Raw genomic sequence first — 20896 nt, forward strand, 5'->3', positions numbered from 1 at the left:
AGCACGAACACTCCGAGTGCCGCAGCCAGGATGAGAGCCCAGTAGACCACTAGCACGTCTGCTGTTTCTCCGTCCCCGGGCTCCAGGATCGCGCCGATAAGCAGCACCGCGATCGGCGGCGCAGTCACCACTGCTGGCTTCATCCAACGACGGGTGTGTCCGTTTTCCATGAACCGGGTTTCCTTAGGTCGGCGCTGCGTTGAGCCGCTCGGCTCTCGCATCGCGGAGCCGTGAAACGTGGGGGTCGTTGTTGGAGGCGTACTCACGAGCTGCACCCGTGTCAACGGGTCCTGAGGTGTCTCCGACCAGACCACTCTCTCCCCAGAGCCCTCCGAAGGCCCACCAGACTCGGCCGGTGACGTCGGGACCAGGCGACGACCCGGGTCACGAGGCGCGCGTCTCGAGCACGCGGAAGCCCTTGGCGCTGGCGAGCCGCTCGGTCGGCCAGCCCTGCTCCCCCAGCCAGCGCTGGAGCGAGTCCGCGCCGAGGTTCTTGCCCACGACCATCACCGCGCGGCCGCCGGGCGCGAGCCGTGGGAGCCAGGTCAGCAGCAGGTCGTGCAGCGCCTCCTTGCCGATGCGGATCGGCGGGTTCGACCAGATCTCGTCGAACTCCGCGTCCGCCGGGACCTCCTCGGGCAGGCAGGCGGTGAAGCGGTCGGCGACGCCGAGCGCGGCGGCGTTCTCGCGCGCGAGGAGCAGGGCGCGCTCGTTGACGTCGACGCCCGTGACGGTCGCACCCGGGACGGCCGCGGCGATGGCGAGCCCGATGACGCCGTACCCGCAGCCCAGGTCGAGGACCCGGCCCGGCGCGGGCGGCTCGGTCTCGCGGAACAGGATCGCGGTCGCGTGGTCGAGGTGCCCCCGGCTGAACACGCCGGACCCGCTCACCAGCGTCAGCGACCGGTCCCAGACCTCGCACTCGAAGGGCTCGCGCTTGAACGGCGCCGCGGGGTCGGCACTGAAGTAGTGCTCCTCACTCATCGGCCACCCGCTTCGCCCGCGTCTGCACGGCCCGCGCCTCGAGCTCGTCGTCGGGAGGGTACGCGACCTCCTCGAGCGTGAGCCCGTGCGCCTTGGCGACGGCGACCGACGGGTTGCGTACGGCGGCCGCGAGCACCTCGTCGGCCCAATCGACCGGCTTGCGGCCCTCGCCGATCGCGACCAGGCAGCCGACCAGCGCGCGCACCATGCTGTGGCAGAACGCGTCGGCTCGCACGGTGCCGGTGATGACCCCGGCGGCGTCGCGCTCCCAGGTCAGCTCCTCCAGGGTGCGGATCGTGGTCGCCCCCTCACGCTGCTTGCAGAACGACGCGAAGTCGTGGCGCCCGGTGAGCAGCACGGACGCGGCGTTCATCGCCGCGACGTCGAGCGGCCGCGGCCAGGCGAGCACGTGCGAGCGGGTCAGCGGGTCGACCAGCTCCGGCCGGTCGACGATGCGGTAGGCGTACCGGCGCCACAGCGCGCCGAAGCGGGCGTCGAACGCCGCCGGCACCTCGCTCGCCCGGTGCAGGCGTACGTCGGCGTCGAGGACGCCGTTGACGCGACGGACGAAGCGCTCCGGATCGGGCAGCTCCTCCAGGTCGAGGTGGACGACCTGGCCGCGCGCGTGCACGCCGGCGTCGGTGCGGCCGGCGCAGACGACGTCGACCGACGGTACCCGCAGCACCGTCGCGAGCGCGGCGGTGAGCTCGCCCTGCACGGTCCGCAGCCCCGGCTGGGCGGCCCAGCCGTGGAAGCCGCTGCCGTCGTAGGCGAGGTCGAGCCGGATGCGCACCGCCCGATCCTAGGACGTGGCTCAGCGCCGGATCGGCTCGCCGCCGATCCAGACGCCGGCGATGTCGGCGGGCGTGCCGAGGGAGAAGACCTTGGCCAGCGCGGCCCCGGCGGACTCCGCGTGCCGCAGGCCGATGTCGAGTGGGTCGCCCCGCTCGGGCAGGACCCAGACCGCGTCGAACGGCCGGCCCACCGAGAGGTCGCCCGTCTCGAGCCCCAGCGCGAGGGCACCGGCCCGGGTGGCGAGGTAGAGCAGGTGCGCGGGCGTGAGCGGGTAGCCGGCCGGACCGAGCAGCGCCTGCATGAACGACGCTTGGAGCCCCTCCTTGAGCAGCGAGAAGCCGGTGCCGGCGCCGACGTCCGAGCCGAGCGCGACGCGGACCCCGTGCTCGGCGTGCCGGCGCATCGGGAACAGCCCGCTGCCCAGCGCGGAGTTGCTGCTCGGGCAGTGCGCGACCGCGGCGCCCCGGCCGGAGAGCAACGTGAGCTCGCCGTCGGTCGGGTGCACATTGTGGGCGAGCACCGAGCGCTCCCCGACGAGCCCGTGGGCGTCGTACGTCCCGACGTAGTGCAGCGCGTCGCGGAACAGCTCGCTGACCGCGGCGACCTCGGCCGGGTTCTCGTTGACGTGCGAGGTGAACCAGGTGCCGGACTCGTCCTTGAGCACGGCGGCGCAGGCGTCGAGCACGGCCTCGCTCGCGGAGAAGGAGAAGCGCGGCGTGACGGCGTACCGGTTGCGGCCGACCCCGTGCCAGCGGGCCGCGAGCGTGCGTGACTCCAGGTAGGCCCGGTCGGGGTCGGTCAGCAGCGGCTCGGGCAGGCCGCGGTCGCTGACGACCAGGCCCGCGGTGACCCGCAGACCGACGCGGGAGACCTCCTGGAAGAGCAGGTCGACGGCCGGCGCGAAGTGGGAGCCGAAGACAAGCGCCGACGTCGTCCCGGCGTCGACCAGGCCGGCGACGAACTCGCGCGCGACCTGCGCGGCGTACGACGCCTCGGCCAGCCGGCACTCCTCGGGCAGCGCGCACTGCTCGAGCCAGTCGAGCAGCGGCAGGCCCAGCGAGCCGATCACCCGCACCTGCGGGTAGTGCACGTGCGTGTCGACGAACCCCGGCAGCAGCACGCCTCCGGGCAGGTGGAGCAGGTCAGCCTCGGGGTGGGCCGCGCGCATCGACGCGAAGGGCCCCCGCTCGGCGATGACGCCGTCGACGACCAGCAGGCCGACGTCCTCGTCCGCCCGCAGGACCCCGCCGGCGAACGGGTCGTCGGGCGTGTCCATCACCCGCGCCCGGACGAGCGTCACGGGACCACCGGCGCCACTCGGCGCAGCAGCGCGGTCGCGACCGACAGCGCGACGACGGCGGGCTCCTTGCCAGAGACAGCCGGGTCGCCGATCGGGCAGGCGATCGCGTCGACCGCCGCAGGGTCGTGGCCCTCGACGAGCAGCGCGGACCGGAAGCGCGACCACTTCGCGGCCGACCCGATCAGCCCGACCGGGCCGAGGTGCGCGCAACGCAGCGCCGCGTCGCAGATCGCGAAGTCCTCCGCGTGGTCGTGGGTCATCACGAAGACGTGCGTGCCGCCGGGCACCGCGCCGAGCACCAGCTCGGGCACCGGCGCATGGTGGACGTGGATGCTCGCGACGGCGTCGGCCAGGCAGTCGAGCCGGGTCTCGTCGAGCTGGTCACGCCGCGAGTCGACGAGGTGAAGGTCGAGGTCGTGGCGGGCCAGGACCCGGGCGAGCTCGAGGCCGACGTGGCCGACGCCGAACACCGCCACGGACGGTACGACGGGCAGCGGCTCGAGCAGCAGCGTCACCTCGCCTCCGCAGCACTGCCGGCCGTGCTGGGTGCGCGCCTTGTCGCTGAGCGACACGGTCATCGTCTCGGGCTCCGTCTCGGGCTCCGCCGCCCGGCCGAGGAGCAGCCGGGACCGGGCGATCGCGGTCTCCTCGAGGTTGCCGCCGCCGACGGTCCCCCACGTCGCGTCGGCCGAGACGACCAGCTTCGCGCCGGCGTCGCGCGGCGCGTGGCCGCGCGCGGACACGACCGTCACCAGCACGCCGGGCACGCGCTCGCGTCGCAGCCGCGCCACCGCGTCCAGCCAGCTCACCGGACCGCCACCTCCGTGCGCTCCCGAGCCCGCGACAGCGCCCAGTAGACCGCCTCGGGCGTGGCCGGCGAGGCGAGGTCGACGCTGGTGCCGGGCGGGCCGAACGCGGCCGCGGCCTGGCGCAGCGCCTCCCGCACCGAGAAGGCCAGCATCAGCGGTGGCTCGCCGACGGCCTTCGAGCCGCCGACGACGCCGTCCTCGTGCGCGTGCGGGAGCAGCGCGACGTTGAAGACGTCAGGCATCTCGCTGAGGCTCGGCAGCTTGTAGGTGCTCGCCGAGGACGTGAGAAGCCGCCCGTCGCGGTCGTCCCAGCGCAGGTCCTCGAGCGTCAGCCACCCGGCGCCCTGCACGTAGCCGCCCTCGATCTGGCCGAGGTCGACCAGCGGGGAGAGGCTGTCGCCGACGTCGTGGACGATGTCGACCCGGCGCGTGGTGTACGCGCCGGTGAACCCGTCGACCTCGACCTCGGTCGCCGCGGCGCCGTACGCGAAGTACTTGAACGGGTGCCCGGTCATCGTGGCGGGGTCCCAGTGGAGGCCCTCGGTGCGGTAGAAGCCGGCGGCCCCCAGCTGGATGCGCTGGAGGTACGCCGTGCGCACCCGCTCCTCCCACGTCTCGCCCGCGACGCCCTCGAGCCGGGCGAGGATCTGCTCGCACGCGTCCTTGATCGCTCCGCCGTTGAGGTCGGCGCCGGAGCTGGCCGCCGTGGCGGAGGTGTTCGGGACCTTGTCGGTGCGCGTCGGCGCGAGCCGCACGCGCTCGAGCGGCAGGCCGAGCGCGGTGGCCGCGACCTGGAGCATCTTCGTGTGCAGCCCCTGGCCCATCTCGGTGCCGCCGTGGTTGATCAGCACCGAGCCGTCCTTGTAGACGTGCACGAGCGCGCCGGCCTGGTTGAACGCGGTGAAGTTGAACGAGATCCCGAACTTCACCGGCGTCACGGCCAGCCCGCGCTTGGTGTACGGGTGCGCGGCGTTGAAGGCCGCGATCTCCGTGAGCCGCTGCCGCACCCGGCCGCCGTCGACCACCTGGTCCCACGCCAGGCCCGCGCGCTCGGGGTGGCGGACCGGCTGGCCGTAGGGCGTCGCCTGGCCCTCGACGTAGAAGTTGCGCCGCCGCAGGTCCAGCGGGTCGATGCCGAGCAGCGGCGCGCACCGGCCGAGGACGTCCTCGATCACCAGCATCCCCTGCGGCCCGCCGAAGCCGCGGAAGGCGGTCTGCGAGGTCTTGTGCGTGCGCGCGACCCGGCCGTGGGCGCGGACGTGCGGGATCCAGTAGGCGTTGTCGACGTGGCACAGCGCCCGCGCGAGCACCGGCTCGCTGAGGTCGAGCGACCAGCCGCCGTCGGAGGTGAGCGTGACGTCGAGCGCCTGGAGGCACCCGTCGTCGTCGAAGCCGACCTGCCACGCCGCGTGGAATCCGTGCCGCTTGCCGGTCATCGTGATGTCCTGCGCGCGGGTCAGGCGCAGCCGCACCGGGCGCCCGGTCAGCGTCGCACCGAGGGCCGCGATCGCGGCGAACCCGTGCGGCTGCATCTCCTTGCCGCCGAAGCCGCCGCCCATCCGCAGGCACTGCACGGTGACGTCGTGGCTGGCCCGGCCGAGCACGTGCGCGACGATCTCCTGGGTCTCGGTCGGGTGCTGCGTGCTGCACTGCACGAAGACCTGTCCGGCCTCGTCGACGAGCGCGAGCGACGCGTGCGTCTCGAGGTAGAAGTGCTCCTGCCCGGCCATCTCGGTGACGCCGCTGAAGACGTGCGCCGCGTCGGCCAGCGCCCGCTCCACGTCGCCGCGCTCCACCGTCGGCTGCCCGCCCTGGAAGCTCCCCGCGGCGATCGCGTCGGTGACGCCGACGATCGCCGGCAGCTCCTCGTAGTCGACCTCCACCGCCGCCGCGCCCAGCCGCGCGGCCTCCAGCGTCTCCCCGAGCACCCAGCAGACGGCGTGGCCGCGGTACATCACCTCCGCCGGGAACAGCGGCTCGTCGTGCTTGACGCCGGCGTCGTTGACACCCGGCACGTCGTAGGCGGTGAGCACCCGCACGACGCCCGGCACGGCGTACGCCGGCGCCACCTCGAGCCGCGTGATGAACGCATGTGCGTGCGGTGACTGCACCGGATGGGCGTGCAGGACGTGCGGCGTGCGCAGCACCAGGTCGTCGGTGTAGAGCGCGGCGCCCGTGACGTGCAGGGCGGCGCTCTCGTGCTGGAGCGGGAGGCCGATGCTCATCTTGGAACCTCCGCGTAGAGCTTGCGGAGCGACTCGCCCAGCATCGCCGAGCGGTACGCCGCGCTGGCCCGGTGGTCGTCCAGCGGCGTGCCCTCCCCTGCCAGGACGGCGGCCGCCGCGTCGACGGTGTCCGCGGTCCACGACCGCCCCTCCAGCGCGGCCTCGGTCGCCAGCGCCCGCAGGGGCGTCGCCGCCACGCCGCCCAGCCCGATCCGGGCCCGCGTCACGACGCCGTCCTCGATGTCGAGCGCGAAGGCCACCGCCACGCTGGAGATGTCGTCGTACCGCCGCTTGGCGATCTTGTGGAACGCGGTCACCGCCGCCAGCGGCCGCGGGACGCACACCGACCGGATCAGCTCACCCGGCCGCAGCACGGTCTCGCGGTAGCCGGTGAAGTAGTCGGCCAGCGCGACCTCGCGCTCGCCGTCGCGGGACGCCAGCACGAGCGTCGCCTCCAGCGCGAGCAGCGCGGGTGGCAGGTCGCCGATGGGCGAGGCGGTGCCGAGGTTGCCGCCGATGGTCGCGCCGTTGCGGATCAGCCGTGACGCGAACTGCGGCCACACGGCGTCGAGCAGCGGGACCGCGCCCCCGAGCCCGCGCTCGACCTCGCTCAGCCTGAGGGCGGCGCCGATCTCGAGGCGGTCGGTCGTGAGCGTGCGCAGCTCGGGCAGCCGATCGATCGCCACGAGGTACGCCGGCCGCGACCCGCGCAGGTTCACCTCGACCCCGAGGTCGGTGGCGCCGGCCAGGAGGGTCGCGTCGGGGTGCTCGGCCAGCAGCGCCAGGGCCTCGGGGAGGGTGGCCGGCCGGACCAGCGACCCCGCCCCGTCGGCCACGTGCGTCGCGGCCGGGGCGGGCGCGGGCCGCGCGCACCGCGCGGCCAGCGGGTCGGCCTCGTCCGGAGCGCCCAGGGCGCGGGCGGCGTCGGCGATCGGCCGGTAGCCGGTGCACCGGCAGAGGTTGCCGCTCAGCGCGTGGAGGTCGAAGCCGTTGACCCGGCCGGGCCGGTAGTACTCGGCCGCCATGCTGCACACGAAGCCCGGCGTGCAGTAGCCGCACTGCGATCCGCCGCGCTCGGCGAGCTCGCGCTGCACGGGGTGCAGGTGGTCGGGGCTGCCCAGCCCCTCGGCGGTGACGACCTCCTGACCGTCCAGCGCCGCTGCGGGGACCAGGCAGGCGTTGAGCGCGGTCCAGGCGCTGCCCGCGCCGTCCGGCCGGGCGACGAGCACCGAGCAGGCGCCGCACTCGCCCTCGGCGCAGCCCTCCTTGGCGCCGGTCAGCCCCAGCCCGCGCAGGAAGTCCAGTGCGGTGCGGTGCACCGGCGTGCCCGCCAAGGGGCGCGGCGTCCCGTTGACCGTGACCTGGGCCGTGTCGCTGCCCATCTCGCCTCCACGCGCGATCGACGTCCGCATGGTTGGGAGCCCAGCTCGGTCGCCGGTTGTCCATGCCGAACGACAGACCGCTCCGCCATCCTACGTGACCCGGGTCACATCTGCAGGCCCGCCGAGTCGGCGCTGTTTCAGCTGAGACAGCGCCGACTCGGCGTCAACCTAGGGTGAGTCGGGGGTGCCGGTTGACGTCCTTGTAGAGCAGGTAGCGGAACCGGCCCGGCCCGCCGGCGTAGCAGGCCTGTGGGCAGAAGGCGCGCAGCCACATGAAGTCGCCCTCCTGCACCTCGACCCAGTCCTTGTTGAGCAGGTAGACGGCCTTGCCCTCGAGCACGTAGAGCCCGTGCTCCATCACGTGCGTCTCCGGGAACGGGATCGCGCCGCCGGGCTCGAAGCTCACGATGTTCACGTGCATGTCGTGCCGCACGTCGTCGGGGTCCACGAACCGCTGCGTCCCCCACGCGTCCGTGCCCGGCATGGGCTGGACCGGGACCTCGCTCTCGTGGACGACGAACGCCTCGGGCAGGTCGACGCCGTCGACGCGGACGTAGGCCTTGCGGATCCAGTGGAACGTCGCGTCGGCGTCGGTGTCGTTGCGCAGCGTCCACGCCGCCCCGGGCGGCAGGAAGGCGTAGCTGCCCGCACCGATCCGGTGCCGCACGCCCCCGAGGGCCAGCGAGAGCGTCCCGCCGACCACGAACAGCACGGCCTCGGCGTCCGCCTCGGGCTCGGGGGTGTCGCTGCCCCCGCCGGGACCGACCTCGGCGACGTACCAGCTGAACGTCTCGGCGAAGCCCGAGAGCGGCCGGGCGAGCACCCACAGGCGCGTGGCGTCCCAGTGCGGCAGCCGGCTGGTGACGATGTCGCGCATGGTGCCGCGCGGCAGGACGGCGTACGCCTCGGTGAACACCGCGCGGTCGGTCGTGAGCTCGGTCTGCGCGGGCAGGCCGCCGGTCGGCACGTAGTACGTCATGGGCCCCTCCTCAGCAGCCGGCCGCGCGGCGCGGCCGCCAGGTCGATGGGTACGCCGCGCAGCCAGGTCCGGCGGACGGTGCCGGTGAGCGTACGCCCGTCGTACGGCGAGACGGGGTTCTTGTGCTCCAGCGACCCGGCCTCCACGGTGAACGACTCGTCCGGCGCGAGCACGCACAGGTCGGCGTCGTACCCCGCCGCGATCTCGCCCTTGCCGGCCAGGCCGACGCGCCGCGCCGGGGCGGTGGCCATCCACCGCACCACGTCGACCAGCGAGTGGCCGCGCGGCCGGGCCGCGGTCCACACGACCGGCAGCGACAGCTGCAGCGACGCGATGCCGCCCCACGCCTGGGCGAAGTCGCCGTGCTTGAGCACGGCCGTGCACGGCGAGTGGTCGGAGACGACGAAGTCGATCTCGCCCGCGGCCAGCGCCGCCCAGAGCCGGTCGCGGTTCGCGGCCTCGCGGATCGGCGGGCAGCACTTGAACTCGGTCGCGCCGTCGGGCACGTCCTCGGCCGCGAGCGCCAGGTAGTGCGGGCAGGTCTCCAGCGAGACGTCCGCACCGGCGCGGTCGGGCAGCGCGTCGGCCGCGCTCAGGTGCACGACGTGCGCCCGGCTGCCGGTGGCCCGAGCGGTCGCGACGACGAGGTCGATCGCCCGCTGCTCGGCGGCGGGCGGGCGCGACGCGAGGAAGCCGCCGTACGCCGTGCCGTGCGCGTCGGTGACCAGCGATCCGTCCTCGGCGTGCACGATCATCAGCGCGCCGAGGCGCGCGGTCTCGGTCATCGCCGCGTGCAGCTGCGCCGGGTCGAGCGGCGGGAACTCCGCGACGCCGGAGTCGAGCAGGAAGCACTTGAAGCCGAAGACGCCGGCGGCGTGCAGGGCCGCCAGGTCGCCGACGTTGCCGGGCACGGCGCCACCCCAGAAGCCCACGTCCACGTGCACTTGGTCGCGGGCCACCTCCCGCTTCTCCTCCAGCGCGGCGAGCGTGGTCGTCGCCGGGATGCTGTTGAGCGGCATGTCGACGATCGTCGTGACGCCGCCGGCGGCCGCGGCGCGGGTCGCGGACGCGAAGCCCTCCCACTCGGTGCGGCCGGGCTCGTTGACGTGCACGTGGGTGTCGACGAGGCCGGGCAGCAGCACCTCGTCGTCGGCGAGCTCGACGACCTCGGGAGACTCGAGCACGCCGTACGCCGCGACCCCGGTGATCCGCCCGTCGCGGACGCCGACGTCGGCCGCGCGCTCCACGCCGCCGACGACCGCGCGCCGGGCGCGGACCACCAGCTCAGGAGCCACGGTAGGTGGAGTAGCCGAACGGGTTGAGCAGCAGCGGCACGTGGAAGTGCTCGTCGGCGGCGATCCGGAACGCGACCGACACCGAGGGGTAGAACGCACCCTCGCCGAGGTAGGAGCCCGTGTCGAAGTGGACGACGTAGTCGCCGGGCTCGAGCCCGTGGCCGAGGTCGCCGACGCGTCCGTCGTCGTCGGTCACCCCCTCGCCGAGGACGACGCCCGCCCCCTCGACCCGGACGGCGATGCCGGCCGCGGGCCGGCCGCGGCTGGTGTCGAGGACGTGCGTGCTCAGGGTCGCCATCACAGGGCCCCTTCCAGTCGCAGGAGGGCGATCTGGCCGAGCTGGTCGACCGTCTCCGCCCGCTCGGTGTCGTCGTCGTTGCCCAGCCGGCGCTCCAGCTCGGCCAGGATCTCGCGGGCGTCGCGGCCGGCCGCGCGGATCAGGAAGACCCGGTCGAAGCGCTCCTCGTAGGCCCGGTTGCCGTCGGCCAGCCGCTGGAGCACCTCGGCGTCGGACCGGTCGACGCCGGACTGCTCGCGCGCGGAGTGGGGGGCGTCGTGGCCGGCGCCGGCGCGCTCGCCGATGCGCGGGTGCCGCGCGAGCGCGGCCTCGAGCTCGTCGTCGGAGAGCGTCGCCGCGGACGCCGACGCGGCCGCGAGCAGGGCGTCGATGTCGCCGTAGGGCCGGCCGGCCAGGACCTCGTCGGCCCAGCGCGGTACGTCGAGGCAGGTGGCCAGCAGCGCCCGCGCCTCATCCTCGGGCAGCTCGTCGAACCTCATCGATCGCTCCGGGTGACGGTGGCCTCGATCAGGCCGTAGGGACGGTCGGCGGCGACGAACACCTCGCCGGGGTTCTCCAGCCCGAACGGGCTGAGGTCGACGAGGAAGTGGTGCTTGTTGGGTGCGGCGAACGAGATCTCGGCGATCCCCGCGTGCGCCTCGAGCACCGCGCGGCCCATGGCGTAGAGCGTCTCCTGGAGCGCCCGGCTGTACGTGGTCGCGAACGTGGTCGTGACCAGGCGCCGCACGTCGGCGTACGACGCGTCCCAGTCGCCGGGGACCTCGACGTGCCGCCAGGTGGCATCGAGCGACGTGGCGAGGATCCGGTCGTCGGCCTCGGGGAGCGTCGTGTACTCGTCGCGGAGGAAGCCCTTGAACTCCGACCCGGTCGTCTTGAGGATCACCAGCCCGCCGAGGCCGGACGCGACCTGCACACCGTCGCGGGTGCGGTCGACGATGGCGAGCCGCGTCTCCTGCCCGCGCCGCACGAACGTGTGGTCGTGGTCGCCGACCCGGTCCCAGGCGTACTCCTCGACGCTCACCCGGGCGCCCGTCGCCGCCGGTGTCGCCTCGAGGAGCCGCTCCGAGAGCGCGAGCGCGTAGTCCTCGGGCGAGGAGACGCCGTGCTTCTTGGCGTACGCGAACGCGGTGTTCTTCTGGGTGTCGGTCGGCAGGACCTGCCCTTGGTCGCCGTCGACGTGGGCCGCGGCGAAGTCGCCGCGCAGCGACGTCGAGACGTTGAGGTCGCGGATCGTGTGCCGTGGGGTGTCGCGGACGATCCGCACCACGCGGTTCTCCGCCTTGCCGTACTGGTTGGCGCCGAGCGCGATGCCCATTCATCCCACCTCTTCCTCTGTCTCGGAGGCGTCCAGTGCCCCGCACTCGCGGCCGCGGCGCAGGAACGCCGCGCGCGCCCGGTCGGTGGCCGGCTCCTCCAGCCGCGTGCCCGGGGTGAGACCCGCGCGGTAGAAGGCGAACGTGGCGGCGTACCGCGTCGGCAGCTGGTTCGGGTGCAGGTCCCAGCCCTGGTAGAAGCCCCGCTCCAGCGACCGGCGCACCAGCCGCAGGTGCGTCTCCCAGCCGAGGCGGACGGCGGCCGCGTCGCCGACCGGGAGGATGTTGGTCGAGCCGTCCGAGAGCCACACCCCGGTGCCGGCGGCCGCGGCCTGCATCACGGCCTTGGCGTGGTCGGCGGCCGGGTGGTCGAGGCTCTGGTACGGGCCGGCGATGCCGATGAAGGCGCTGTAGTCGTAGGTGCCGTAGTGGAGGCCGGTGCAGCGGCCGTCGGCCGCCCGGACCATCCGGGCGACGCGCGCGGTGCCGTCCGGGCCGAGGATCGACTGCGGGGTCTCGACCTGGATCTCGAAGCGCAGCGGCTCGGCGAGCCCGAGTGCCTGCTCGAGGTGCTCGCACGCGTGGACCATCGCCTCGACCTGGTCGACCGAGGTCACCTTGGGCAGCGTGACGACGAAGCCGTCCGGCAGCGGGCCGCGGTCGACCAGGCCCGCGACGAACGTCAGGAGGGTGCGCAGCCCGCGGTGCCGGGTCGGCCGCTCGAGGCTCTTGAAGCGGATCCCGCAGTACGCCGGCGCGGTGCCGCCGTCGACGGCCGACCGCAGCGCGGCGGCCGCCGCCGCGACCGCGGCGTCCTCCTCCGCGTCGGGCCGCAGGCCGTAGCCGTCCTCGAAGTCGATGCGCAGGTCGTCGACGGGCCGGGTGCGCAGCCGCGCGCGGACCCGGTCGAGCAGGTCGCGGTCGTCGCCGGTGAGCTCGAGGAACAGCTCCTCGTGCTCCGCCAGCGTGGCGAGCGCCTGCTCGCCGTACCTCTCGACGGTGTCGGCCGCGAACCGGTCGGCCGGCACGTAGATCGTGTGCACCGGCTGCCGTCCCGCGCGGTCGCCGGGGTAGTCGCGGGACAGGGCCTCGTCCGCGCGCGCGAGCCGCGCGTCGAGCTCGTCGGTGAGCCGGGCGAGGTCCAGGTCGGACATGAACGCACCCTAGACCGTTGCGCCGCTGCCTAGGCTGATGTCGTGAGCACCCCCGCCATCGTGCTCATCGGGGCCGAGCACCCCGAGGAGCTGCGTGACGCGTTCGGCCGCTACGAGCGCGAGTACGACCTGCGCCTGACCCGCTCCTGCCTCGAGGCGCTCCGGGCCACCCACGACGTGCTGGCCGACGGCGGTACGGTCGCGATGTTCGTCTCGGAGTCCGTGGTCCCCGACGCCGAGACCGTCCTGCACGCCTTCCACAAGCTGCGCGAGAAGGTCCCGACCGCCCGCCGCGTGGTCGCCGCGCACTGGGACCGCTTCCTCGCCGACGCGCCCGGCCTGCGGCCCGGGATGGCGATGGGCAGGTACGACGCGTTCCTGCTGATGCCCCGCGGCGTCCGCGACGAGGAGTTCCACAACGCGATCACCGACCTGCTCTCGGACTGGGGCTCGACGGTGCCGGACCCCGAGGTGGTGGCGGTCAAGATCGTGTCGCCGGTGCGCGACGGGCTGACGCTCGCGATCCGCGACTTCCTCGACCGGATGGGCATGCCCAGCGGGTTCTACGAGCCCGACTCCGAGGGCGGCCGCTACGTCCTCGACCGGTGGGACGGCGAGCCCGCCTACCCCCTCGTCTACGCGCTCAACCGGCCGGTCGTGCACGCCCGCAGCGTGCGCGACGTCGCGATCGCGCTCTACGGCGCGCCCACCGAGCTCGACCTCGACCACCTCGTCGACCTCGCCGTGGTCGGCGGCGGGCCGGCCGGGCTCGCGGCGGCCGTGTACGCCGCGTCCGAGGGCCTCTCGACGGTGATCCTCGAGGCCGAGGCGATCGGCGGGCAGGCCGGCACCAGCTCGATGATCCGCAACTACCTCGGCTTCCCGCGCGGGATCTCCGGCATGCGCCTCGCCCAGCGCGCCCGCAACCAGGCGCTGCGCTTCGGCGCGAGGTTCTACACCGGCCAGGTCGTCGACGAGCTCCGCCCGGGGTACGACGGGCAGCCCCACGTGCTCTGCACCGAGTCCGGCGAGGTGCGGGCGCGGTCGGTCGTCATCGCCAGCGGCGTCGCCTACCGCAAGCTCCGCGTCGACCCGCTCGAGGAGCTGGTCGGCACCGGCGTCTACTACGGTGCCGCGATGACCGCCGCCCGCGAGATGGAGGGCCAGGACGTCTTCGTGGTCGGCGGCGGCAACTCGGCCGGCCAGGCCGCGATGCACCTCGCGCGGTTCGCCCGCTCGGTCACCATCCTCGTGCGCCGGCCCTCGCTCGAGGAGACGATGTCGGCGTACCTGGTCAACGAGATCGGGTACAACCCCCGGATCTCGGTCCGCACCTGCTGCGCGGTGGTCGACGGCGGCGGCGACGGGCGCCTGGAGTGGCTGTCGCTGGAGGACGTGCGCACCGGCGAGCGCGACCGGGTCCCGGCCTACGGCCTGTTCCTGCTGCTCGGCGCGGAGCCGCACTGCGACTGGATCCCCTCGGGCATCGCCCGTGACCCGCGCGGCTTCGTGCTCACCGGCCGTGACGTCCCGCGCGAGCACTGGGCCGACGGCCTCCCGCCGGCCGAGCTCGCCACGACGGTCCCGGGCATCTTCTGCGCCGGCGACGTGCGGGCCGGGTCGATGAAGCGAGTGGCCTCGGCGAGCGGCGAGGGGGCCTCGGTGGTCCCCCTCGTGCACGCGTGGCTGGCGCCCGCGCCGGACTGACGAGAGCTGACTAGAGCTGACTAGAGCTCCGAGCGGTACGGCGGATCCGCGCCCGGCCGCGACACCGTGACCGCGGCGGCCCGGGCGGCGTGGGCGAGGACCTCCTCGACCTCGTCCGTGGTCAGCCGGTCGAGCGGGCGGCCCCAGAGCGCGTCGATGACCGCCGCGCCGAAGGTGTCGCCGGCGCCGATCGTGTCGGCGACCTCGACCGGCAGCGAGGCGACCTCGACGACGCCGGCCTCGGTCACCCAGGTCGCGCCCTCGCCCCCACGGGTCACGACGACCGCGGCGGGGCCGAGCGTGAGCAGCTGGCGGGCGGCGGACTCGGTGTCGAGAGCCGGGTAGAGCACCTCGAGGTCCTCGTCGGAGGCCTTGACCAGGTCCGCGACCGCGGCCATCCGCTCGACCCGCGCCACCAGCTCCGGGCCCGCGCCGGTGATCGCGGGACGGGCGTTGACGTCGTAGCTGATCGTCGCCGACCCGCGCAGGCCCGCCAGCAGGTCCAGCACCTGGCCCGCGCCGGGCTCCAGGACCGCGCCGATCGAGCACACGTGGACCGCGACCGGCTGTCCCGGATCGACGTCCCCGATCCGCCAGTCGAGGTCGAAGTCGTACGACGCCGCACCGTCCGCCCCGATCGTGGCCGCGGCCGTCGCGGTCCGCTCCAGCACGACCGGGTCGCTCGCCAGCGCCACGTCGGCCGCCGCGAGGTGCTCGGCGAGCACCCGCCCGCGCGCGTCGTCGGCCCAGGCGGTCACGAACTGCACCGCGCGCCCGAGCCGGCTCAGCGCCACCGCCACGTTGGCGGCGCTGCCTCCGGCGTACTCGGTCGTCGTGCCGTCGGCCCCGTGCACGATGTCGACGAGGGACTCCCCCACCACGAGCGCATGTCCGTCTCCGTCTTCAGCCATGGGATGTCTCTACCATGCGATCCATGGAGGTGTTCCCGCTCGACGCGACGTCCGACGTACCGCCCTACGAGCAGCTGCGGGTCCAGGTGGCGTCGCGCGCCGCAACCGGGGAGCTCCCCGCCGGCACGAAGCTGCCCACCGTCCGCGCCCTGGCCGCCGAGCTGCACCTCGCGGTCAACACCGTCGCCAAGGCCTACCGCGCCCTGGAGACCGACGGCGTCATCGCCACCGAGGGCCGGCGCGGCACCTTCATCGCGACCGCGACCGACAGCGCGGGCGCCCGCGACGCCGCCGCGGCCTACGCCGCCCTCGCCCGCCGGCAGGGCCTCACCCGCGCGGAGGCTCTCAACCTCGTCGACCGCGCCTGGTGACGTTGAGTTGGGCCCCCATCACCGTTGAGTGGGGCCTACCTCCCGCACACGGCGGAACGACGGCCCAGCTCACGCGCGACTCGGGCCCAACTCGACGGGAAATGACACCGGCCCGCCCGAGCGGTGCTCGGACGGGCCGGTGGTGAGTACGACGAGGGCCTCAGGCCTTCTCGTCCTCCTCGGTGCTCTCCTCGGTGGCCTCCGCGGCCGGGGCCTCGTCGGCGACGGGCTCCTCCTCCGCGACGACGCTCTCCTCGGGCGACGCCTCCTCGGCGAGCTCGGTGGGAGCCTCCTCGGTGGCGGTGTCCTCGGCCGGGGTCTCCTCGACCGGGGTCTCCTCGGCCGGGGTCTCCTCGGCAGCCGGAGCGGCCGCGGCCGGGGCCGGCTTCTTCGCCTTCGGGGCCGACGGCCGGTAGGCCTCGGTCACGAGCTCGATGACCGCCATGGGGGCGTTGTCGCCCTTGCGGGGGCCGACCTTGGTGATCCGGGTGTAGCCACCCGGACGCTCGGCGAAGATCGGCGCGATCTCCGTGAACAGCGTGTGCACGACCGACTTGTCGCGGATGGTCTTGAGGACCTCGCGACGGTTGTGCAGGTCGCCCTTCTTGGCCTTGGTGATCAGCTTCTCGGCGTGCGGCCGCAGGGCGCGGGCCTTCGCCTCGGTGGTCGTGATCCGGCCGTGCTCGAACAGCTGGCTGGCCAGGTTCGAGAGGATCAGGCGCTGGTGGGACGGGCTACCGCCGAGGCGGGGGCCCTTGGTGGGCTTGGGCATTGCTCTCTCATTTCTCTCCGGCCGTACGAGGTACCGGGGTAGACGACCCGCGGACGCGGGTCGATTTCACTTAGTACTGCTCGTCCTCGACGAAGGCGTCGTCGTCGTCATCGCCGTACGCCGCGAGCGCAGCGTGCGGGTCGAAGCCGGGCGCGCTGTCCTTGAGGGACAGGCCCATCTCGACCAGCTTGGCCTTGACCTCGTCGATCGACTTCGCACCGAAGTTGCGGATGTCGAGCAGGTCCTGCTCCGAGCGGCTGATGAGCTCACCCACGGTGTGGATGCCCTCGCGCTTGAGGCAGTTGTAGGAGCGGACGGTGAGCTGCAGGTCCTCGACCGGGAGGGCGAGGTCGGCCGCGAGCTGCTCGTCGACGGGCGACGGGCCGATGTCGATGCCCTCGGCCTCGACGTTGAGCTCACGGGCCAGGCCGAACAGCTCGACCAGGGTCTTGCCGGCCGAGGCGATCGCGTCGCGGGGACGGATCGACGGCTTGGTCTCGACGTCGATGACGAGCTTGTCGAAGTCGGTGCGCTGCTCGACACGGGTGGCCTCGACCTTGTAGGTCACCTTGAGGACCGGGCTGTAGATCGAGTCGACCGGGATCCGGCCGATCTCGTTGTCGTTGCCCTTGTTGAGCACCGAGGAGACGTAGCCGCGGCCACGCTCGACGACGAGCTCCATCTCCAGCTTGCCCTTGTCGGACAGGGTGGCGATCTTCAGGTCGGGGTTGTGCACCTCGACGCCGGCCGGCGGCGCGATGTCCGCGGCGGTGACGTCACCGGCACCCGACTTGCGCAGGTACATGGTGACCGGCTCGTCGTGCTCGGAGGAGACGACCAGACCCTTGAGGTTCAAGATGATCTCGGTGACGTCCTCCTTGACGCCCTCGATCGTCGAGAACTCGTGCAGGACGTTGTCGACCTTGATGCTGGTGATCGAGGCACCGGGGATCGAGCTGAGCAGGGTACGGCGGAGCGAGTTGCCCAGCGTGTAGCCGAAGCCGGGCTCCAGGGGCTCGATCACGAACCGCGAGCGGAACTCGTCGACGGACTCTTCCGACAAGGTGGGGCGCTGTGCGATAAGCACTTGTTCTTTCCTTTCCGGGCCTACCCGCTATTTGACAGGCCCGAATGTGCTGGTGACGGAAGGTGGGTGACGGGTGCCCCGCCCGCAGGCGGGACACCCATCGGGGTCACTTCTTCGAGTAGTACTCGACGATGAGCTGCTCCTGGACCGGCAGGTCGATCTGCGCACGGACCGGGAGCTGGTGCACGAGGATGCGCATCCGCGACGGGATCGCCTCGAGCCACGCGGGGACGACGCGCTCGCCGTGGGTCTCACGAGCCACGATGAACGGGGTCATCTCCAGCGACTTCTCGCGGACGTCGATCACGTCGTGAGCGGCCACCTGGTACGACGGGATGTCGACCTTCTTGCCGTTCACCTTGAAGTGACCGTGCACGACGAGCTGGCGGGCGTGGCGGCGGGTCCGTGCGAAGCCGGCGCGGTACACCACGTTGTCGAGGCGGCACTCCAGCAGCTGGAGCAGGTTGTCACCGGTCTTGCCGGAGCGACGCGAGGCCTCGGTGTAGTAGTTGTGGAACTGCTTCTCGAGGACGCCGTAGGTGAAGCGGGCCTTCTGCTTCTCCTGCAGCTGCGAGCGGTACTCGCTCTCCTTGATCCGCGCACGGCCGTGCTGGCCGGGCGGGTAGGGACGACGCTCGAACGCGGCGTCGCCACCGACGAGGTCAACGCCGAGACGGCGCGACTTCTTGGTCATGGGGCCGGTGTAACGGGCCATTTCTACAAGTCTCCTGTTCTCGGACGCGCGTCAGACGCGGCGACGCTTGGGCGGGCGGCAGCCGTTGTGGGGCGTGGGCGTGACGTCCTGGATGGTGCCGACCTCGAGGCCGATCGCACCCAGGGACCGGATCGCCGTCTCGCGGCCCGAACCCGGGCCCTTGACGAAGACGTCGATCTTCTTCATGCCGTGCTCCATCGCCCGGCGTCCGGCGGCCTCGGCGGCCATCTGCGCGGCGAACGGGGTGGACTTGCGGGAACCCTTGAAACCGACGGTGCCGGCCGAGGCCCACGAGATCACCGCACCGGTCGGGTCGGTGATCGTGACGATGGTGTTGTTGAACGTGCTCTTGATGTGGGCTTCGCCCGTCGCGACGTTCTTCTTCTCCTTGCGGCGCACCTTCTTGGCGCCGGCCGCGGTGCGGCTCTTGGGAGGCATGCATTAACTCCTGAAGTAGCTGGTCTGGGGTGGTCAGTGAGACGCCGGCGGCGTCAGATCACTTGGCCTTCTTCTTGCCGGCAACCGTGCGCTTCGGACCCTTGCGGGTACGGGCGTTGGTCTTGGTGCGCTGGCCGCGGACCGGGAGGCCCTGGCGGTGACGGCGACCCTGGTAGCTGCCGATCTCGATCTTGCGGCGGATGTCGGCCTGGACCTCACGACGGAGGTCACCCTCGATCTTGAAGTTGGCTTCGATCTCATCGCGGAGCTTGACCAGCTCTTCGTCACCCAGCTGGTGCACGCGGAGGTCGGGGCTGACCCCGGTCGCGGCGAGGAGCTGCTGGGCGCGAGTACGGCCGATGCCGTAGATGTAGGTGAGAGCGACCTCGATGCGCTTGTCGCGCGGGAGGTCAACACCAACGAGGCGTGCCATGTGGCGGTTTCCTTCTCGGTTGTTCGCAGCGGTGTGGTCGTGTCGCGTCCCGGCCTCGTAGTGTTCCGGGCTCCGGCCGTCTGCTCCGGAGGTGGCTTCACCCGTCCTGCGACGAGCTAGCGATCACGTTGTGTGTGTTCAGTTGTGCAGTTCTGCGTTTCAGCCCGGCCGCCTTCGGCGGCGGGACCTCGTCGCTCGGCGCGAGTGACGAGCAAGCTCGCACTCGACCTCGCTCCTCAGCCCTGACGCTGCTTGTGGCGCGGGTTCTCGCAGATCACCATGACGCGGCCGTGGCGACGGATCACCTTGCACTTGTCACAGATCGGCTTGACGCTCGGGTTGACCTTCACAGTCAGCCCCTTTCCGGTAGAAGCGGCTTACTTGTACCGGTAGACGATCCGACCCCGGGTGAGGTCGTACGGGGAGAGCTCCACCACCACGCGGTCCTCGGGGAGGATCCGGATGTAGTGCTGCCGCATCTTGCCGCTGATGTGGGCGAGAACCTTGTGCCCGTTGCTCAGCTCCACGCGGAACATCGCGTTCGGAAGGGCCTCCACGACGGTGCCCTCGATCTCGATCACGCCTTCTTTCTTCGGCATGTCCTCCACAATCTGTTGATCGTTTGTCTACCGTGTGGCCCGGGAACCTCCGCCTCGGGTGAGGCGGTGGACCTCGTGCAGCCGCTCGGGAACCTCATCCCGGGCACGCGCACGAACCCCTCGATCGAGTGGTTCGGACAGGTGATCCGGGCAGCCGCGAGGCACCACGAAGCAGACCCACGTTGGGCCGACACGCCAGTCTAGTCGGAAACCGTCCCAAAACCCCAACTCGGCGAGCTCGGGGCCGGCTCAGGCGAGCCCAGAGGCCGACCCAGCCGCCAACAGCCGGAGCGTCTCCTCGCGTGCGGGGCTGGTCGCCGGCTCGGTGCCGGTGTACGCGCCGGCCACCGGGTGCACCATCACCTCGTCGACGCCGTACGTCGCCGCGAGCTCCTCGATCCGGGCGCGGGAGCGCTCCGGGGTGCCGATCACCCACCGCTGGGCCATCGCCTCGACCAGGTCGAGGTGCGGCTGCGGGAGCTCGACCTTCTCGGCCTCCTCGACCAGCCGCTGCGGCAGCAGCTCCTGGCCGGTGCGCAGCGCGAGCATCGCCAGGAGCTGGGGCCAGGCGAGCCGGGCCGCCTCCTCCTCGGTCTCGGCGACCACGGCGTTCACCGTGAGGAAGGTCCGCGGCTCGGACAGCTCGGGCGAGGGCCGGAAGCTCTCCCGGTACAGCGCCAGGGCCTCGGCGGTGCCGTTGCCGGAGAAGTGGTGGGCGAAGACGTAGGGCAGGCCCTTCTCCGCGGCCAGCCGGGCGGAGTAGTCCGAGGAGCCGAGCAGCCACACGGTCGGCACCGACCGGGCGCCGGGGGTGGCCCGGAGCGGGTAGGTGCGGCCCTGGAGGCTCAGCCCGACGCCGTCGGGCTCCATCATCGCGAGCACGTTGTCGACGTACTCGGGGAAGCGGGTGACGATGTCGTCGCTGACACCGCCGGCGCCGTGCCGCAGGGCGTACGACGTCACCGGGTCGCTGCCCGGCGCCCGGCCGATCCCGAGGTCGATCCGGCCGGGGAACGCCGCCTCGAGCAGCGCGAACTGCTCGGCGACGACCAGCGGGGCGTGGTTGGGCAGCATCACGCCGCCCGACCCGACCCGGATCCGCTCGGTCGCCGCCGCGACCAGGCCGATCAGGACCGGCGGGTTGGTCGCGGCGACGGCCGGCATGTTGTGGTGCTCGGCCAGCCAGTAGCGCGTGTAGCCGAGCTCGTCGGCGACCCGGGCGAGCGACAGCGAGGCGGCCACCGCGTCGGCCGAGCCCTGGTCGCTGCGGACCGGGACGAGGTCGAGGACGGAGAGCGCGAGCTGAGCCTGGGTCACCCCGTGACAACG

General features: G+C 72.8%; 23 protein-coding genes. 2 read left to right on the top strand and 21 right to left on the bottom strand.

Annotated features, from left to right (window positions below; all coding sequences use genetic code 11):
• Positions 1–384: 384 nt before the first annotated feature.
• The 12 genes from ACYQ0U_RS12610 to ACYQ0U_RS12665 all read right to left on the bottom strand — a co-directional run bounded on the left by ACYQ0U_RS12610 (position 385) and on the right by ACYQ0U_RS12665 (position 12534).
• Positions 385–984: a class I SAM-dependent methyltransferase gene (locus ACYQ0U_RS12610; RefSeq protein WP_459973341.1), complete on the bottom strand. Its 600-nt coding sequence runs from the start codon at positions 982–984 to the stop codon at positions 385–387.
• Positions 977–1777, bottom strand: coding sequence for a tRNA pseudouridine(38-40) synthase TruA (truA, locus tag ACYQ0U_RS12615; protein WP_459973343.1), 801 nt, complete (start codon positions 1775–1777; stop codon positions 977–979). The genes ACYQ0U_RS12610 and truA overlap by 8 nt, the downstream gene beginning before the upstream one ends.
• Positions 1778–1798: 21 nt before the next feature.
• On the bottom strand, positions 1799–3079 hold the full coding sequence (locus ACYQ0U_RS12620; protein WP_459973345.1) for a guanine deaminase: 1281 nt from the start codon (positions 3077–3079) through the stop codon (positions 1799–1801).
• The gene (gene xdhC, locus ACYQ0U_RS12625; protein ID WP_459973347.1) at positions 3076–3888 is read right to left on the bottom strand and encodes a xanthine dehydrogenase accessory protein XdhC; all 813 of its coding nucleotides are present in this window, start codon (positions 3886–3888) and stop codon (positions 3076–3078) included. The genes ACYQ0U_RS12620 and xdhC overlap by 4 nt, the downstream gene beginning before the upstream one ends.
• On the bottom strand, positions 3885–6113 hold the full coding sequence (locus tag ACYQ0U_RS12630; protein ID WP_459973349.1) for a xanthine dehydrogenase molybdopterin binding subunit: 2229 nt from the start codon (positions 6111–6113) through the stop codon (positions 3885–3887). Before ACYQ0U_RS12630 ends, xdhC begins: the two co-directional genes overlap by 4 nt.
• Positions 6110–7525: a xanthine dehydrogenase small subunit gene (locus ACYQ0U_RS12635; protein ID WP_459973351.1), complete on the bottom strand. Its 1416-nt coding sequence runs from the start codon at positions 7523–7525 to the stop codon at positions 6110–6112. The genes ACYQ0U_RS12630 and ACYQ0U_RS12635 overlap by 4 nt, the downstream gene beginning before the upstream one ends.
• 133 nt (positions 7526–7658) lie before the next feature.
• Positions 7659–8474, bottom strand: a complete 816-nt coding sequence (locus ACYQ0U_RS12640) for a bifunctional allantoicase/(S)-ureidoglycine aminohydrolase (protein WP_459973353.1) — start codon at positions 8472–8474, stop codon at positions 7659–7661.
• Positions 8471–9769: an allantoinase AllB gene (gene allB / locus ACYQ0U_RS12645; protein ID WP_459973355.1), complete on the bottom strand. Its 1299-nt coding sequence runs from the start codon at positions 9767–9769 to the stop codon at positions 8471–8473. The genes ACYQ0U_RS12640 and allB overlap by 4 nt, the downstream gene beginning before the upstream one ends.
• Positions 9759–10067 (bottom strand): hydroxyisourate hydrolase, encoded by a 309-nt coding sequence (gene uraH, locus ACYQ0U_RS12650; protein ID WP_459973357.1) that lies wholly within the window; start codon positions 10065–10067, stop codon positions 9759–9761. The genes allB and uraH overlap by 11 nt, the downstream gene beginning before the upstream one ends.
• The gene (gene uraD / locus ACYQ0U_RS12655) at positions 10067–10546 is read right to left on the bottom strand and encodes a 2-oxo-4-hydroxy-4-carboxy-5-ureidoimidazoline decarboxylase (RefSeq protein WP_459973359.1); all 480 of its coding nucleotides are present in this window, start codon (positions 10544–10546) and stop codon (positions 10067–10069) included. Before uraD ends, uraH begins: the two co-directional genes overlap by 1 nt.
• Complete coding sequence (gene pucL, locus ACYQ0U_RS12660) at positions 10543–11382, bottom strand: factor-independent urate hydroxylase (protein WP_459973361.1); 840 nt, start codon at positions 11380–11382, stop codon at positions 10543–10545. Before pucL ends, uraD begins: the two co-directional genes overlap by 4 nt.
• Positions 11383–12534, bottom strand: a complete 1152-nt coding sequence (locus tag ACYQ0U_RS12665) for a DUF6986 family protein (protein WP_459973363.1) — start codon at positions 12532–12534, stop codon at positions 11383–11385.
• Positions 12535–12576: 42 nt separating this feature from the next.
• On the opposite strand from ACYQ0U_RS12665, the gene ACYQ0U_RS12670 reads away from it, so the two are divergent.
• A complete protein-coding gene (locus ACYQ0U_RS12670) occupies positions 12577–14241 on the top strand; it encodes an NAD(P)/FAD-dependent oxidoreductase (protein WP_459973365.1) in 1665 nt (554 codons plus the stop codon).
• A 20-nt stretch (positions 14242–14261) separates the two neighbouring features.
• On the opposite strand, the gene ACYQ0U_RS12675 is transcribed toward ACYQ0U_RS12670, so the two are convergent.
• Complete coding sequence (locus ACYQ0U_RS12675; protein WP_459973366.1) at positions 14262–15152, bottom strand: PfkB family carbohydrate kinase; 891 nt, start codon at positions 15150–15152, stop codon at positions 14262–14264.
• Positions 15153–15175: 23 nt separating this feature from the next.
• Here ACYQ0U_RS12675 and ACYQ0U_RS12680 point away from each other — a divergent pair, with 23 nt between their 5' ends.
• On the top strand, positions 15176–15523 hold the full coding sequence (locus tag ACYQ0U_RS12680; RefSeq protein WP_459973368.1) for a GntR family transcriptional regulator: 348 nt from the start codon (positions 15176–15178) through the stop codon (positions 15521–15523).
• 160 nt (positions 15524–15683) lie between these two features.
• On the opposite strand, the gene rplQ is transcribed toward ACYQ0U_RS12680, so the two are convergent.
• The 8 genes from rplQ to ACYQ0U_RS12720 form a co-directional block, all read right to left on the bottom strand.
• The gene (rplQ, locus tag ACYQ0U_RS12685) at positions 15684–16295 is read right to left on the bottom strand and encodes a 50S ribosomal protein L17 (protein WP_459973370.1); all 612 of its coding nucleotides are present in this window, start codon (positions 16293–16295) and stop codon (positions 15684–15686) included.
• A gap of 70 nt (positions 16296–16365) precedes the next feature.
• A complete protein-coding gene (locus ACYQ0U_RS12690) occupies positions 16366–17382 on the bottom strand; it encodes a DNA-directed RNA polymerase subunit alpha (protein WP_459973372.1) in 1017 nt (338 codons plus the stop codon).
• Between the two features lie 106 nt (positions 17383–17488).
• Positions 17489–18097 carry a 30S ribosomal protein S4 gene (gene rpsD, locus ACYQ0U_RS12695; protein WP_459973374.1) on the bottom strand — a complete coding sequence of 203 codons (609 nt, stop codon included), beginning with the start codon at positions 18095–18097 and terminating at the stop codon, positions 17489–17491.
• Positions 18098–18127: 30 nt separating this feature from the next.
• Positions 18128–18535, bottom strand: a complete 408-nt coding sequence (rpsK, locus tag ACYQ0U_RS12700; RefSeq protein WP_028636387.1) for a 30S ribosomal protein S11 — start codon at positions 18533–18535, stop codon at positions 18128–18130.
• A 58-nt stretch (positions 18536–18593) separates the two neighbouring features.
• Complete coding sequence (gene rpsM / locus ACYQ0U_RS12705) at positions 18594–18968, bottom strand: 30S ribosomal protein S13 (RefSeq protein ID WP_459973377.1); 375 nt, start codon at positions 18966–18968, stop codon at positions 18594–18596.
• Between the two features lie 236 nt (positions 18969–19204).
• A complete protein-coding gene (gene rpmJ, locus ACYQ0U_RS12710; RefSeq protein ID WP_004008316.1) occupies positions 19205–19318 on the bottom strand; it encodes a 50S ribosomal protein L36 in 114 nt (37 codons plus the stop codon).
• A gap of 27 nt (positions 19319–19345) precedes the next feature.
• Positions 19346–19567 (bottom strand): translation initiation factor IF-1, encoded by a 222-nt coding sequence (gene infA / locus ACYQ0U_RS12715; protein WP_011757309.1) that lies wholly within the window; start codon positions 19565–19567, stop codon positions 19346–19348.
• A 249-nt stretch (positions 19568–19816) separates the two neighbouring features.
• Entirely contained in the window at positions 19817–20884 is a 1068-nt protein-coding gene (locus ACYQ0U_RS12720; RefSeq protein WP_459973384.1) for an LLM class flavin-dependent oxidoreductase, read from the bottom strand.
• Between the last annotated feature and the right edge of the window lie 12 nt (positions 20885–20896).

It is taken from the genome of Nocardioides pyridinolyticus (assembly GCF_054653575.1).

What these genes read in the sequence shown, in the direction of transcription:
- ACYQ0U_RS12630 (WP_459973349.1), bottom strand. Translation starts at nt 6,113, where the DNA reads ATGAGCATCGGCCTCCCGCTCCAGCACGAGAGCGCCGCCCTGCACGTC.
- ACYQ0U_RS12680 (WP_459973368.1), top strand. Translation starts at nt 15,176, where the DNA reads ATGGAGGTGTTCCCGCTCGACGCGACGTCCGACGTACCGCCCTACGAG.
- infA (WP_011757309.1), bottom strand. Translation starts at nt 19,567, where the DNA reads ATGCCGAAGAAAGAAGGCGTGATCGAGATCGAGGGCACCGTCGTGGAG.
- ACYQ0U_RS12610 (WP_459973341.1), bottom strand. Translation starts at nt 984, where the DNA reads ATGAGTGAGGAGCACTACTTCAGTGCCGACCCCGCGGCGCCGTTCAAG.
- rpsM (WP_459973377.1), bottom strand. Translation starts at nt 18,968, where the DNA reads ATGGCACGCCTCGTTGGTGTTGACCTCCCGCGCGACAAGCGCATCGAG.
- ACYQ0U_RS12635 (WP_459973351.1), bottom strand. Translation starts at nt 7,525, where the DNA reads ATGCGGACGTCGATCGCGCGTGGAGGCGAGATGGGCAGCGACACGGCC.
- rpsD (WP_459973374.1), bottom strand. Translation starts at nt 18,097, where the DNA reads ATGGCCCGTTACACCGGCCCCATGACCAAGAAGTCGCGCCGTCTCGGC.
- ACYQ0U_RS12640 (WP_459973353.1), bottom strand. Translation starts at nt 8,474, where the DNA reads ATGACGTACTACGTGCCGACCGGCGGCCTGCCCGCGCAGACCGAGCTC.
- ACYQ0U_RS12665 (WP_459973363.1), bottom strand. Translation starts at nt 12,534, where the DNA reads ATGTCCGACCTGGACCTCGCCCGGCTCACCGACGAGCTCGACGCGCGG.
- rplQ (WP_459973370.1), bottom strand. Translation starts at nt 16,295, where the DNA reads ATGCCCAAGCCCACCAAGGGCCCCCGCCTCGGCGGTAGCCCGTCCCAC.
- uraD (WP_459973359.1), bottom strand. Translation starts at nt 10,546, where the DNA reads ATGAGGTTCGACGAGCTGCCCGAGGATGAGGCGCGGGCGCTGCTGGCC.
- ACYQ0U_RS12675 (WP_459973366.1), bottom strand. Translation starts at nt 15,152, where the DNA reads ATGGCTGAAGACGGAGACGGACATGCGCTCGTGGTGGGGGAGTCCCTC.
- rpsK (WP_028636387.1), bottom strand. Translation starts at nt 18,535, where the DNA reads ATGCCTCCCAAGAGCCGCACCGCGGCCGGCGCCAAGAAGGTGCGCCGC.
- uraH (WP_459973357.1), bottom strand. Translation starts at nt 10,067, where the DNA reads ATGGCGACCCTGAGCACGCACGTCCTCGACACCAGCCGCGGCCGGCCC.
- pucL (WP_459973361.1), bottom strand. Translation starts at nt 11,382, where the DNA reads ATGGGCATCGCGCTCGGCGCCAACCAGTACGGCAAGGCGGAGAACCGC.